Origin of the sequence: Curtobacterium luteum (genome assembly GCF_001475545.1) — a bacterium.
GTDB classification, from domain to species: Bacteria; Actinomycetota; Actinomycetes; order Actinomycetales; family Microbacteriaceae; genus Curtobacterium; species Curtobacterium luteum_A.
Genome location: NZ_LDQC01000028.1, coordinates 14,264 through 27,505 on the forward strand (window position 1 = coordinate 14,264; position 13,242 = coordinate 27,505).

12 protein-coding genes are annotated in these 13,242 nt (G+C 71.2%); 3 read left to right on the forward strand and 9 right to left on the reverse strand.

From position 1 onward, the window contains the following. Position 1 precedes the first annotated feature (1 nt). From NS184_RS05415 to NS184_RS05435, 5 genes are all read right to left on the reverse strand, one after another. Positions 2–2,959 (reverse strand): FtsK/SpoIIIE family DNA translocase, encoded by a 2,958-nt coding sequence (locus tag NS184_RS05415; RefSeq protein WP_058725116.1) that lies wholly within the window; start codon positions 2,957–2,959, stop codon positions 2–4. A 116-nt stretch (positions 2,960–3,075) separates the two neighbouring features. Next, the gene (locus tag NS184_RS05420) at positions 3,076–4,752 is read right to left on the reverse strand and encodes a ribonuclease J (RefSeq protein WP_058725117.1); all 1,677 of its coding nucleotides are present in this window, start codon (positions 4,750–4,752) and stop codon (positions 3,076–3,078) included. Positions 4,753–4,799: 47 nt separating this feature from the next. Further along, a complete protein-coding gene (dapA, locus tag NS184_RS05425) occupies positions 4,800–5,777 on the reverse strand; it encodes a 4-hydroxy-tetrahydrodipicolinate synthase (protein WP_058725118.1) in 978 nt (325 codons plus the stop codon). 379 nt (positions 5,778–6,156) lie between these two features. Beyond that, positions 6,157–6,699 carry a dihydrofolate reductase gene (locus NS184_RS05430; RefSeq protein ID WP_058725119.1) on the reverse strand — a complete coding sequence of 181 codons (543 nt, stop codon included), beginning with the start codon at positions 6,697–6,699 and terminating at the stop codon, positions 6,157–6,159. Continuing rightward, the gene (locus NS184_RS05435) at positions 6,699–7,526 is read right to left on the reverse strand and encodes a thymidylate synthase (protein ID WP_193750400.1); all 828 of its coding nucleotides are present in this window, start codon (positions 7,524–7,526) and stop codon (positions 6,699–6,701) included. The genes NS184_RS05430 and NS184_RS05435 overlap by 1 nt, the downstream gene beginning before the upstream one ends. Positions 7,527–7,584: 58 nt before the next feature. Here NS184_RS05435 and NS184_RS05440 point away from each other — a divergent pair, with 58 nt between their 5' ends. Continuing rightward, on the forward strand, positions 7,585–8,505 hold the full coding sequence (locus NS184_RS05440; RefSeq protein ID WP_058725152.1) for a TIGR01777 family oxidoreductase: 921 nt from the start codon (positions 7,585–7,587) through the stop codon (positions 8,503–8,505). A 58-nt stretch (positions 8,506–8,563) separates the two neighbouring features. Here the strand turns inward: NS184_RS05440 and NS184_RS05445 are convergent, their stop codons facing one another. Continuing rightward, positions 8,564–9,016 carry a tetratricopeptide repeat protein gene (locus tag NS184_RS05445; protein ID WP_430733538.1) on the reverse strand — a complete coding sequence of 151 codons (453 nt, stop codon included), beginning with the start codon at positions 9,014–9,016 and terminating at the stop codon, positions 8,564–8,566. A gap of 10 nt (positions 9,017–9,026) precedes the next feature. After that, on the reverse strand, positions 9,027–9,773 hold the full coding sequence (locus NS184_RS05450) for a 4-hydroxy-tetrahydrodipicolinate reductase (protein ID WP_058725122.1): 747 nt from the start codon (positions 9,771–9,773) through the stop codon (positions 9,027–9,029). Between the two features lie 23 nt (positions 9,774–9,796). Here NS184_RS05450 and NS184_RS05455 point away from each other — a divergent pair, with 23 nt between their 5' ends. Continuing rightward, a complete protein-coding gene (locus tag NS184_RS05455; protein ID WP_058725123.1) occupies positions 9,797–10,303 on the forward strand; it encodes a GNAT family N-acetyltransferase in 507 nt (168 codons plus the stop codon). A 60-nt stretch (positions 10,304–10,363) separates the two neighbouring features. Here the strand turns inward: NS184_RS05455 and NS184_RS05460 are convergent, their stop codons facing one another. Continuing rightward, positions 10,364–10,966, reverse strand: coding sequence for a histidine phosphatase family protein (locus NS184_RS05460; RefSeq protein WP_058725153.1), 603 nt, complete (start codon positions 10,964–10,966; stop codon positions 10,364–10,366). 8 nt (positions 10,967–10,974) lie between these two features. Continuing rightward, positions 10,975–12,309, reverse strand: a complete 1,335-nt coding sequence (locus NS184_RS05465) for a M16 family metallopeptidase (protein WP_058725124.1) — start codon at positions 12,307–12,309, stop codon at positions 10,975–10,977. Between the two features lie 243 nt (positions 12,310–12,552). On the opposite strand from NS184_RS05465, the gene NS184_RS05470 reads away from it, so the two are divergent. Then, on the forward strand, positions 12,553–13,200 hold the full coding sequence (locus NS184_RS05470) for a TetR/AcrR family transcriptional regulator (protein WP_206556260.1): 648 nt from the start codon (positions 12,553–12,555) through the stop codon (positions 13,198–13,200). Positions 13,201–13,242: the final 42 nt, after the last annotated feature.

Sequence of the window (13,242 nt, forward strand, 5' to 3'; positions counted from 1 at the left end):
CTCACTCCCTGCCGGTCAGTCCCCACGCGTCCTCGTCCGGTCCGTCATCCTCTTCAGGGTACCCGCGCGTCATGTCCGAGACCGGGTCGTCGCCGTACCGGTCTCCGTCGGCCTCGACCGCGGCACCACCCGCGGCAGCGGCTCCCGCGGACGAACCGCCCGGAGACGCCTGACCCACCGGCGGTGCAGCCGGAGCGGCGGCCGACGGCGGTTCCTCGCCGCGGAGCTTCGCGAGCACGCCGGGGAGCTGGTCCGGCGTCACGAGGACGTCGCGCGCCTTCGACCCCTCGGACGGCCCGACGATGTCACGCGACTCCATGAGGTCCATGAGGCGCCCGGCCTTGGCGAACCCGACGCGGAGCTTGCGCTGCAGCATCGACGTCGATCCGAACTGCGTCGACACGACCTGCTCGACCGCCGCGAGCAGCAGTTCGAGGTCGTCGCCGATGTCCGCGTCGATCTCCTTGCGCTCGACGACCGCCTGGACGTCCTGCCGGTACTCGGGGCGGGCCTGTCGGGTGACGTGCTGGACGACCTCGGCGACCTCGCTCTCCTGCACCCAGGCGCCCTGCACGCGGAGGGCCTTCGAGGACCCCATCGGCAGGAAGAGCGCGTCGCCCTGACCGATGAGCTTGTCGGCGCCCGGCTGGTCGAGGATCACCCGGGAGTCGGTGACGCTCGTCACGGCGAAGGCCACGCGGGACGGCACGTTCGCCTTGATCAGGCCGGTGATCACGTCGACCGAGGGGCGCTGCGTCGCGAGGACGAGGTGGATGCCGGCCGCGCGGGCGAGCTGGGTGATGCGGACGATCGACTCCTCGACGTCCCGTGGGGCGACGAGCATGAGGTCGGCGAGCTCGTCCACGACGACGAGCAGGTACGGGTACTTCTTGAGCTTCCGCTCGCTGCCCGCCGGCAGGATGATCTCGTTGTTCTCGATCGCCTTGTTGAAGTCGTCGACGTGGCGGAACCCGAACGACGCGAGGTCGTCGTACCGCATGTCCATCTCCTTCACGACCCACTGCAGCGCTTCGGCTGCCTTCTTCGGGTTCGTGATGATCGGCGTGATGAGGTGCGGGACCCCGGCGTAGATCGAGAGCTCGACGCGCTTCGGGTCGACGAGCACCATGCGGACCTCGGACGGCTTCGCACGCATCAGGAGCGAGGTGATCATCGAGTTGATGAACACCGACTTGCCGGACCCGGTGGACCCCGCGACGAGCAGGTGCGGCATCTTCGCGAGGTTCGCGACGACGAAGCCGCCCTCGACGTCCTTGCCGACGCCGATCGTCATCGGGTGCTTCGACTTGCGTGCAGCGTTCGACCGCAGGACGTCACCGAGCGACACGGTCTCGCGGTCGGTGTTCGGGATCTCGACACCGATCGCGCTCTTGCCCGGGATCGGCGAGAGGATCCGGACCTCGTTCGACGCGACCGCGTACGACAGGTTCTTCGAGAGCGCCGTGACGCGCTCGACCTTCACACCAGGGCCGAGCTCGATCTCGTAGCGCGTCACCGTCGGCCCGCGGGAGAACCCGGTGACCTTCGCGTCGACCTTGAACTCGGTGAGGACGCCCGTGATCGCCGCGACGATGTCGTCGTTCGCCTGGCTGCGCGCGACCGACGGGGTCCCCGCGCTCAGGGTCGTCGCCGCCGGCAGGCGGTACGGCTTGTCCGGGTCCTCGTCGTCCGCGGTCGCCGACAGGCCGTCGGCAGCGTCGGCTTGGTCGTCCGCCGGGTCCTCGGCCGGGAGGCTCGGGGAGACCACCGGGGACACCCCGGCATCGGGACGGGTCGCCTCGCCCACCGTCGGCTCGGCCACGGGTGCCGGTGCGGCGGGCACCGCGGCGCCGAAGTCGCGGAGCGCCTGCTCGGCCTGCTCGAGGTCCTGCTCGACCGAGTCGTTGAGGTTCACGGAACCGGGCTCGGACGGCGTGTGGTCGATGAGCCCTGCGGCTGCCCCGGCGTTCGGCGAGACCGAGGGCGCGGTCGGTGCCGCCTGGGTCGCCGCTGCCGGCAGCACGGGGCTGTCGAAGGCCGGGTCCTCCTCGCGCCCGGACTTGTTCCGCCGCCACCACGGGATGGTCTCGACACCCTCCTCAGCAGGGGCGCCGTCCTCGCCGAAGCCGAGGTCGTCGAACAGCTGGAACTCCTGCTCACCCTTCTTCCCCTTGCCGCGCGGCTTCCGCTGGACCGGCTCGGGGGCGACGTCGACCTCCTCGTCGACCGGAGCCGGAGCGCCGAAGAGGTAGGCGTAGAGCTCGTGCAAGCGCCGTCCGGTCTTGTTCGGCGGCGTCTTCGTGATGATGAACAGGGACAGCACGAGGAGCACCACGGCCACGGGCACGGCGACCCACGCGGTCGCGATCGTGACGAGCCACCCGATGACCACCCAACCGAGCACCCCACCAGCAGCGGCGAGGGCCGGCATGCCGTCGGACGCGCTCGGGGTCCCGCCGAAGACGTGGCACAGGGACGAGATCGAGACGAGCAGGATGCCGAGACCGATCCCGATGCGGGTGTTGTCGTGGACCGAGGCGGGGTGTCGGAAGAGCCACCCGGCGAACACGACCATGATGACCGGCAGGGCGAACGCGAGCCGCCCGAAGAGCCCTCCGAACGTGTAGGCGTCGAGGTTCACCGACACCGCGCTCGTCGGGTTCAACCACTCCACGACCGCTCCGGCGATCGCGAGCAGGACGAGCAGGAACGGGAAGCCGTCGCGACGTTGGTCCTTCTCGAGGGACTCCTTGCCGAGCACGCGGAAGAGCGCGCCGACGCCGTGCGCCATCGCGAGCCAGGCGGTCACGAGGGGGTTCTGCTCCCGGAACACCGGCGGCTGTGTGGCCGGCGGGAGCTTCTTCGTCGTCGCCTGGGTGCGCGACGTCCCGCGCGTCGCGCTCGTGCGCGACGACGAGGACGCGCGTGAGCGCGTGGTCGACTTGGTGCCTCCGGCCATGGGTGGAACCCTAATCCTGCCCGGGGACAAACGAGCGGAGGCCCGCCGCAGCGTCCGTGACGGACGTGCGACGGGCCTCCAGGCCGAACGCGCGACTGCGCGGCCCCGACCGAGGGTTACGCCTCGATGACGACCGGGACGATCATCGGGCGACGGCGGTGCTTGGAGTTGACCCAGCGGCCGACCGTGCGACGGACCACCTGGCTGAAGGCGTGCTGGTCACGCGTGCCGTTCGCGGCGGCCTCGGCGAGGGCCTTCGCGATCTGCGGGCGGACGTCGTCGAACACCGAGTCGTCCTCGGCGAAGCCGCGCGACTGGATCTCCGGGCCGACCACGCACTGTCCGGTGGTGAAGTCGACGGCGCAGAAGATCGAGATGAAGCCCTCTTCCGCGAGGACACGGCGGTCCTTGAGGTCGGCGTCGGTGATCTCGCCGACGGTCGAGCCGTCGACGTACACGTAGCCGATGTCGAGCTGGCCGGCGACGCGGACCTCGCCGTCCTTGAGGTCGACGACGATGCCGTCCTGCCCCAGGATGACGTTCCGCGGCGGGACGCCGGTCTGGATCGCGAGGTCGGCGCTCGCGTACAGGTGACGGTGCTCGCCGTGCACGGGGAGCACGTTCTTCGGCCGCAGGATGTTGTAGCAGTAGAGCAGCTCGCCGGCGCTGGCGTGGCCGGAGACGTGCACTCGCGCGTTGCCCTTGTGCACGACCTTCGCGCCGAGCTTCGTCAGCCCGTCGATCACGCGGTACACGGCGTTCTCGTTCCCGGGGATGAGGCTCGACGCCAGGATGACGGTGTCGCCCTCGCCGATCTCGATCTGGTGCTCGAGGTTCGCCATGCGCGCGAGCACGGCCATCGGCTCGCCCTGCGACCCGGTCGACATGTAGACGATCTGGTCGTCCGGGACGTTCTTCGCCTTCTTCGTGTCGATGAGGACGTCGTCCGGGACCCGGAGGTAGCCGAGCTCGGCCGCGATCGTCATGTTCCGGATCATCGAGCGGCCCATGAAGGCGACCTTGCGGTTCGCGGCGGCCGCGGCGTCGAGCACCTGCTGGACGCGGTGCACGTGCGACGAGAAGCTCGCGACGACCACCTTCTTGCGGGCGCGCGTGATGATGTTCTCGAGGACCGGGCCGATGTCGCGCTCGGGCGCGGTGAAACCCGGCACGTCGGCGTTCGTCGAGTCCGGCAGGAACAGGTCGACGCCCTGCTCGCCGAGGCGGGCGAAAGCACGGAGGTCCGTGATCCGGTCGTCGAGCGGGAGCTGGTCCATCTTGAAGTCGCCCGTGTGCAGGACACGACCGGCGGGGGTCGTGATCGCGACGGCGAGGGCGTCCGGGATGGAGTGGTTGACGGCGACGAACTCGAGGTGGAACGGGCCGAGCTGCTCGGTCTGGTCCTCCTGCACGACGAGCGCGTACGGCTTGATCCTGTGTTCCTTGAGCTTTGCCTCGACGAGCGCGAGGGTCAGTGTGGAGCCGATCAGCGGGATGTCGTCGCGGAGCTTCAGGAGGTAGGGGACGGCACCGATGTGGTCCTCGTGGCCGTGCGTGAGCACGACGCCGAGCACGTCGTCGAGGCGGTCCCGGATGGGTGCGAAGTCCGGCAGGATGAGGTCGACACCGGGCTGGTGCTCCTCCGGGAACAACACACCTGCGTCGACGACGAGGAGCTTGCCCTCGTACTCGTACACGGTCATGTTGCGACCGATCTCGCCGAGGCCCCCGACGGGGACGACGCGGAGGGTGCCGGCTTCGAGCGGCTGCGGTTCGGAGATCTGGGTGGGCATTCGGTCCTGACTGTCGTGCGACGCACTGCCCGTGCGACGCGGTCTTCCTAACGTGTGGTGCCTGGCACCTTCGGCAATGCGCCGCCGGCCGCTGCGTTGCGGTCGGGGCGGAAGTTCGAGAAGTCGGCGCCCGGGATGTCCCGGACCGCTTCGAGGGAGGTCTCGATGGCGTAGGCCTCGGTGTCCTCGGGGCCGACGAGGGGCAGGCGGACGCGCGGGCTGCCGATGCGGCCGAGCCCGTGCAGCACGTACTTCGCCGCGACGGTGCCGGGGACGTGGGTCATGATCGCACGGACCAGGGGTTCGACGCGCTTGTGCTCGGCGGTCGCGGTCGCGAGGTCGCCGCGGTTCACGGCGTCGACGATCGTGCGGTAGGGCGTGCTCGTGATGTTCGCGGTGACGCCGATGAGCCCGGTGGCCCCGATCGACAGGTGCGGGAGCACGTTCGTGTCGTCACCGGAGAAGTACATGAGGTCGGTGTTGTTGAGCACCCGGGAGACCTCGGCGAAGTCGCCCTTGGCGTCCTTCACGGCGAGGATGTTCGGGTGGTGCGACGCCCGCACGATGGTCTCGTACGTGATCGGGATGCCCGTGCGGCCGGGGATGTCGTAGAGGATGACGGGCAGGTCGGTGGCGTCGGCGATCATCCGGAAGTGGGTGAGCACGCCCGCCTGCGTCGGCTTGTTGTAGTACGGCGTGACGATCATGACACCGTCGGCGCCGGCATTCTCGCTCTGCTTGTAGAGGTGGATGGCGTGCGCGGTCTCGTTCGAGCCACCGCCCGTGATGATCTTCGCGCGGCCGGCGGCGACGGACTTGCCGACCTCGACGAGCCGGAGCTTCTCGGGGTCGGTGAGCGTCGACGTCTCGCCGGTGGTGCCCGTGACGACGATGCCGTCGGCGCCGGCCGTGATGCAGTCGTCGATGTGCTGTTCGACGCCGGGCCAGTCGACCTCGCCGTCGGCGGTGAACGGGGTCACGAGGGCGACGAGGACCTGGCCGAAGGGATTCTCACGCGTGGACACGGGGACCAGCGTACCGGGGTCGGGCGTCGGGCCCGCAGTCCGCCCGGACGGTGGCCGGCCGGGAGGCACGGCTCGGCCCGTGCGCGGCTGCTGCGGGCTGCGGGCGGTCGGGTCCGGCGCGGGGCCGCCCCCGCGGCGCGGTTCGCACCCGCACAACCGAAGACGGTGCGCACCACGCGAATCCGCAGTGCGCACTGCCTTTGGTTGTGCGGTGGTCGCGCTCCGCGCGCTGCCGCGCAGCGCGGCGAGCGCAGCGCAGCGCAGCGCTCCGCGCAGCGCAGCGCTCCGCGCAGCGCGGCGAGCGCTGTGCGTTGGTCGCGCTCCGCGCGCTGCCGCGCAGCGCAGCGCAGCGGCCGGCGCGGCTCGCCCGCAGCGCGCGCTACGGACGCGTGCGCTCCGCGCGGCGCCACTCGAGGAAGCGGAAGCGCGTGCCGTCGACGCGGGACTCCTGCCACGGCCCCTCGTCGACGAGCGTCCAGCCCCCGCCGAGCTCCGGCGCGAGTGTGTCACCCGGGACCTCGACGTCGATGACCGTCTCGGACACCCGGTCGGCGAAGGCGAGTCCCGCCGCGTACACCTGCCCACCGCCGATGATCCACACGGGTTCGTCGGTGTCGAGCGCGGTCGCGAGGTCGTGCGCCACCTCGGCCCCGGACGCGGCGTCCGACGCGGCCCAGTCGGCGTCCCGCGTGAGCACGACGTTCCGCCGCCCGGGCAGCGGCCGGAACCGCGGCGGCAGGGACTCCCACGTCCGCCGGCCCATCACCACGGTGGCGTCGCCCGTGACCTGCCGGAAGTGGGCGAGGTCCTCCGGGACGTGCCACGGCATGCCGCCGTCCGCCCCGATCACCCCGGACCGCGACCGCGCCCAGACCATCCCCACGCCGTGGACGGGCTCGGTCCACTCCAGGCCAGAGGACATCAGACGGCGACCGCGGCCGTGATGGCGGGGTGGTGGTGGTACCCGACGACCTCGATGTCCTCGTACACGTAGTCGTCGATCGAGTCCCGCGTCGCGAGGCGCAGCGTCGGCATCGGGTACGGCGTGCGGGTGAGCTGCTCGCGGACCTGCTCGACGTGGTTGTCGTAGACGTGGCAGTCGCCGCCGGTCCACACGAAGTCGCCGACCTCGAGCCCGGTCTGTGCCGCGATCATGTGCGTCAGGAGCGCGTACGAGGCGATGTTGAACGGCACCCCGAGGAACATGTCTGCGCTGCGCTGGTAGAGCTGGCACGAGAGCTTGCCGTCCACGACGTAGAACTGGAAGAACGCGTGGCAGGGGGCGAGCGCCATGTCCGGCACATCGGCGACGTTCCACGCGGACACGATGAGGCGACGCGAGTCCGGGTCGTTGCGGATCTGCTCGATGACCTGGGCGATCTGGTCGACGTGCTCGCCCGACGGGGTCGGCCAGGACCGCCACTGCACGCCGTAGACCGGGCCGAGGTCGCCGTCCTCGCCCGCCCACTCGTTCCAGATCCGGACGCCGTGCTCCTGCAACCATCGCGCGTTCCCGTCGCCGCGCAGGAACCACAGCAGCTCGTAGGCGACCGACTTGAAGTGGACGCGCTTCGTCGACACGAGCGGGAAGCCCTCCGACAGGTCGTAGCGCAGCTGGGCGCCGAAGATGCTGCGTGTGCCGGTGCCGGTGCGGTCGCCCTTCGGCGCGCCCTCCTCGAGCACGCGACGCAACAGGTCCTCGTAGGGGGTCGGGACGCTGGGATCGGGCTGCACGGTCTCGTCGGTCACGACCACGAGCCTACGACGAGCCGGGGACATGTCCGGGTTGCTGAGTAGCGTTGTGGGCATGCCCGACACCACCCCACAGCCGCTCTCGATCGTGATCGCCGGCGCGTCCGGCTTCATCGGCACGCCCCTCGTCCGCGCGCTCCGCGAGGCCGGGCACCACGTCTCCACGCTCGTGCGTCGCGAGCCCCGCTCCCCCGCCGAGTTCCGCTGGGCACCGGGGTCACGGCCGCTCGACCCCGCGATCCTCGACGGAGCGGACGTCGTCATCAACCTCGCCGGCGCGAACATCGGCAAGCTGCCGTGGACCGCTGCCTACAAGCAGGAGATCCTCCGGTCGCGGGTGTCCGCCACCGAGACGCTTGTCGAGGCGATGCGGCACGCGACGAACCCGCCGGCGCTGTTCCTGTCCGGCTCGGCGTCGGGTGTCTACGGCGACCGCCCGTCCGACGTGCTCGAGGACGATGCGGCCGCCGGCTCCGGCTTCCTCGCGGAGGTCTGCGCCGCGTGGGAGGGCGCAGCGAACGCGGCCCCGGACGGCGTCCGCGTCGTGACGCTGCGGACCGGCATCGTCGTCGGACAGGGCGGCGGCGCGCTCGCCCCGCTCGTGCCGCTCACGAAGGCGGGGCTCGGCGGCAGGCTCGGCACCGGCGGCCAGTTCTGGCCGTGGATCGCCCTCGACGACGAGGTCGGCGCGATCGTGCACCTCGCCACCAGCCCCGACGCCGCCGAGGTGTCGGGTCCGGTGAACCTCGCGGGCCCGGAGCCCGCCGTCTCCGACCGCATCACCCACCGTGTCGCGGAGGACCTGCACCGCCCCTACCTGTTCCGGATGCCCGAGTTCGCGCTGCGTCTCGTCCTCCGTGAGGCCGCGGACGAGATGCTCCTGTCGAGCCAGCAGATGGTCCCGACGAAGCTGCTCGGCTCCGGCTACGCCTTCCGGTACACGCGCGCCGAGGATGCGGTGGACGCCGCGTTCTGATCGCGACCAGCAGACGGCCTGGAGGCACGGGGCGGGCCCGCCAGGAGCCTCCAGACCATCATCCGCGTGCCCTGGTGAGCGCTTCGCGCATCGCGGCCCGCGCCCGCTTGCGGTCACCGGCGGCGTCGTAGACGACGCCGAGGCGGTACCAGCCGCGCCAGTCCGACGGGTCCTGCTCGACCGCCGCCTTGTAGCGCGGGAAGAGCTCGTCCGCGGCCTCGCGGGTCGGCCGACCTGAGGGGCGCACCTCCACGACGTCGTCGGGGGCACCCCCCTCGGCCTCGAGCCGAGCGCCGAGCCGTGTGATGCGGAAGCCGAAGCGGAGCTCCAGGACCAACAGGAGGGCGCCGATCACCGCGACGACGAACAGCGCCACGCCGATGCCGATGCCGACCGGGACGCCGGTCGCGATGAAGGCGACGGCACGCTGCCCGACGAGCACGATGTAGAGCACGAGGAGCACCGCCATGAGCGCGGCGCCCCAGAACGGTGAACGCAGAGCGGAACGCACGGGACCGCCGTCAGCCGATGCCGAGGACGCTGCCGAGCCCCACGGTGAGACCCCGCACTGCCCCGACCGCGGACAGTGCCGCCCGGATGCCCGCGACGTACGCGACGTCGTCGTTCGTGTCGTGCCGGATCGTCAGGGTCTCGCCGGGGCCGCTGAGCAGGACGTCCTGGACGGCCTTGATCCCGGGCAGCCGGAGGGAGTGGATCGGGACACTCGCGACCTGCTGCCCGCGGGCGCGCTGGTCGACGTGCGGTGCGTCGACCGGGCCGACCTCGCGGCGAGCGTCGGCGATGAGCTCCGCGGTGCGGACGGCGGTACCGGACGGCGAGTCGACCTTGCCGGCGTGGTGGGTCTCGACGATCTCGACGGCGGGGAACCACGGTGCGGCGATCGTCGCGAGGTGGGTGCCGAGCACCGAGCCGATCGAGAAGTTCGGAACGACGAGGACGCCCTGGTCCGGTCGGGCCTCGAGTCCGGCGCGGAGTCGTGCGAGCCGGTCCTGCGACCAGCCCGAGGTCCCGACGAGCACGTTCGCACCACCGGCGAGCGCGTTCTCGACGATCGCCGGGCTGAGGGCCGGGACGGTCACGTCGACGACGAGTTCCGAGCCCTGGAACACCGATGGCGGGGCCTCGTGCGCGCCGTCCTTCGACGAGAGCCGTGCGACGAGCTCGAAGTCCGGCAGTTCCTCGACCACCGAGGCCACGAGGGCCCCGAGCCGACCGGTGGCGCCGACGACGGCGACGGGAGTGACCATGCCTCCCATCCTAGGATCGGGGCATGCCACTCGACGTCAGGACCGTGCCGGCCGACCTGCCCGAGGTGGACGCGCTGCTCGACGCGTACCTCGACGAGCGCGAGCGGACGTTCCCGACCGCGCAGGGGACGTACTCGCGGAAGCGGACGCCGGCGGCGGAGTTCGTGCCGCCGAACGGCGTGTTCGTGGTCGCGTACGACGACGGCGTGCCGGTCGGGTGCGGCGGCCTGCGACGCATCGCGGACGGGGTGCTCGACGACGGTGACACCGCAGCCGACCGTGTCGACGTCCGCTTCGAGGTGAAGCACGTGTTCGTCGCGCCGGACGGACGCGGCCGCGGGGTCGCGACGGCGGTCATGGACGCCCTGGAGCAGCGGGCCGGGACACTCGGCGCGACCAGCATCGTGCTCGACACGAACGACTCGCTCGCGGCAGCCGGCGCGATGTACCGCAGTCGCGGCTACCAGCGCACCGAGCCGTTCAACGAGAACCCCAACGCGACCGCCTGGTACCGCAAGCCGGTCGTCTGAGCCGAGCCGTGCCTCCAGGCCGGTTCCGCGCCGGACGGACGTGACCCGACGGAGCCGTGCTCAGACGGGCTGGTCGACCGGCAGCCCGGTCCGGAACTCGACCGGCAGGTGCGCCAGGTCGTTCAGCGTGACGACCTCGGCGGGCTTCGCCGAGCGGATGCGGATGATCGTGAGGGCGGTGTGCGCCACGTTGGTGCCCATCCAGCGCCACTCCGGTGCCTGGAAGGCCTCCCGGACGAACCAGCCGATGACGGCGTTGTGCGTGATGAGGAGGTCGTGCCGGTCCTCACGAGCCGGGGTGAACCACTCGGCGACGGCATCGCCCATCTGGGCCTGACCGGCGACGATCTCCTCTTCCGTGATGCCGCCGTACCACCCCTGGTACGCGTGCGGCATGTCCGGGGTCGGTCCGGAGGGGATGCAGTCGAACAGGAGCGTCGACGGCTCGGGCTGGATCGAGGGCAGACGCTGCGCGATGAACGCCGCGGTCTCGCTCGGGGCCTCGAGCGGCGAGTGGTAGACGCCGTCGAACGGCACGCCACCGAGGCGGTCGGCGACGAGGGTCGCCTGGCGCTTGCCACGCTCGGACAGCTTGCCGTCGCGGAGTCCGTGCTCGGCGTCCTGGTGTTCGCCGTGCCGGACCAAGTACAGGTAGTGCGACATGTCGATGCTCAACCCCCGTTGCTGATCGCCGTCTCGAGGTCCTCCTGGCGCACGGCGCCGACGACCGAGGTGATCATCGGCCGGGTCAGCAGGTCCGCTGCGAGCTCCTGGACGTCGGAGCGGCTCACGCGGTCGACGCGCTCGAGCGCGGTGGCGAGGTCGGTGTACTCCCCCGTTCCGAGCTCGGAGCGTCCGAGTCGGGTCATGCGCGCGTCGGAGTCCTCGAGCGACAGGGTGAGCGCCCCCTCGATCTGCCCCTTGGCGCGGCGGAGCTCGTCGTCCGAGATGCCGTCCGACACCATCCGGGCGAACTCCTGGTCGACGATCTCGACGACACCGGGCACGTTGTCCGGCGCGCAGCCCGCGTAGACACCGAAGGCGCCGTTGTCGAGGTACGCCGGAGCGAAGGACGACACCGCGTAGGCGAGGCCGCGGCGCTCACGGACCTCCTGGAACAGCCGGGAGCTCATGCCCCCGCCCAGCACCGCGTTGAGCACGCTGAGCGTGGGGCGGCGTTCGTCACGGAGGTCGAGCCCCTGCGAGCCCCGGAGCATGCTGACCTGCTCGGTCGGCCGGTGCACGACGGAGAGCTTGGGCACGGCGGGGTCGGCGACGGGCTGCGGCGTCCGGCGCGCGAGCGGTGCCGACCGTTCGGCGTGCTGGAACACCGAGGCCACGAGGTCGCGGAACCGATCGTGGTCCACCGCGCCGGCGGCGGTGACGACGATGCCGTTCGGCGCGTAGTGCTCCCGGTAGTGGGCGAGGACCTCGTCGCGCTGCACGGCGCGGATGCTGTCCGGGGTGCCCCCGATCGGCCGTCCGAGGGGGTGCCCGTCGAAGGCCGCGGCGAAGAAGGCCTCACCCGCGACGTCGGCGGGGTCGTCGGCCGCCATCGCGAGTTCCTCGAGGATGACGCCGCGCTCGATGTCGAAGGCCTCGGGGTCGAGGACGGACCCGGTGACCATGTCACCGATCACCTGCACGGCCATCGGGACGTCGGCGTCCCGGACCCGTGCGTAGTAGCACGTGTACTCCTTGGCCGTCGCGGCGTTGTGCTCGCCGCCGACCGAGTCGAACGCGATCGCGATGTCGAGCGCACTGCGGCCCTCGGTGCCCTTGAAGAGGAGGTGTTCGAGGAAGTGCGTGGAGCCGAACTGCCCCTCGCGCTCGTCGCGCGAACCGACCCCGACCCAGAACCCGATGCTCGTCGAGGCAGCTCCCGGCACCGCCTCGGTGAGGACGCGGACGCCGGAGGGCAGGACGGAGCGGCGGACGAAGGCGCCTCCGGACGTCAGGAACGACGTGTCCGGGGCCTCCAGTGGCAACGGCACAGGGTGACTCATCGGAGACGAGCCTACTGACCGTCGACCGGCTTCCCCCCAGTTTCACCGCCGTTCACGACGTGCCTCGAACTGGGGTACAGAAATTGAGGACAGACCGACTCGTCTGTCTGTCCTCCTTGTGCTATCGTTCTGCTACCGGATCGAAAGCCCCCCTAGATTCCGATCCGGTGGCTCGGGACATCAGTCCTGCGTGACCGGTTCCCCCGATCGGTCCCGGAGCCGATGAGCCCAAGGAGCCACGCTGTGACGGTCGATTCCCCCCAACCGGCCGTCCAGCGTCTCCTGGGTCCGAGCGACGACCTCGCGTCGCCGGGCGGGTCGAGCGTCCCCCCGGCTCCCCGCACCGGCGGCGCGAAGGTCCGCATCCTCGAGACCGCCACGCGGCTCTTCTACGAGGAGGGCATCCGGAACGTCGGCGTCGACCGCCTGATCTCCGAGGCCAGCGTCACGAAGGCGACGTTCTACAAGCACTACGGGTCGAAGGACAACCTGATCCTCGCCTACATCCGCGCGCAGCACGACGCAGCGGTCGCGAAGTTCGAGGCCATCGTCGCCGAGGCCGCCTCGCCTGCCGACGCGATCCGAGCCTGGGTCGCGGCCGTCTCCGAGCAAGTGGACCACGTCGACTTCCGCGGCTGCGCGTTCCTCAACGCCGCCGCGGAGTACCACGACCCACGCGACCCCGTGCGTGAGGTCGTCGCGACGCACCGCGACTGGTACACGGACCGGCTCGCCTCGCTCCTGCAGGCCGCCGGACACCCGCTCGCCGGCGACGGCGCGGACGAGTTGATGCTGGCGCGCGACGGCGCGATGACCGGTGCGTACGCGGGTGACGCGATCGCCGCCACCGCGGCGCTCGGGCGCGTGGTCGAGCGGGTGCTCACCGCCTGACCAGCAGCCGGCGCGGTGCTGTCGCTGGCGCCGCTCCTGTCG

Bases quoted from the DNA above. Each gene is read 5' to 3' on its own strand.
- NS184_RS05460 (WP_058725153.1), bottom strand. From the start codon at position 10,966: ATGTCGCACTACCTGTACTTGGTCCGGCACGGCGAACACCAGGACGCC.
- NS184_RS05465 (WP_058725124.1), bottom strand. From the start codon at position 12,309: ATGAGTCACCCTGTGCCGTTGCCACTGGAGGCCCCGGACACGTCGTTC.
- NS184_RS05440 (WP_058725152.1), top strand. From the start codon at position 7,585: ATGCCCGACACCACCCCACAGCCGCTCTCGATCGTGATCGCCGGCGCG.
- NS184_RS05415 (WP_058725116.1), bottom strand. From the start codon at position 2,959: ATGGCCGGAGGCACCAAGTCGACCACGCGCTCACGCGCGTCCTCGTCG.
- NS184_RS05450 (WP_058725122.1), bottom strand. From the start codon at position 9,773: ATGGTCACTCCCGTCGCCGTCGTCGGCGCCACCGGTCGGCTCGGGGCC.
- NS184_RS05420 (WP_058725117.1), bottom strand. From the start codon at position 4,752: ATGCCCACCCAGATCTCCGAACCGCAGCCGCTCGAAGCCGGCACCCTC.
- NS184_RS05455 (WP_058725123.1), top strand. From the start codon at position 9,797: ATGCCACTCGACGTCAGGACCGTGCCGGCCGACCTGCCCGAGGTGGAC.
- NS184_RS05430 (WP_058725119.1), bottom strand. From the start codon at position 6,699: ATGTCCTCTGGCCTGGAGTGGACCGAGCCCGTCCACGGCGTGGGGATG.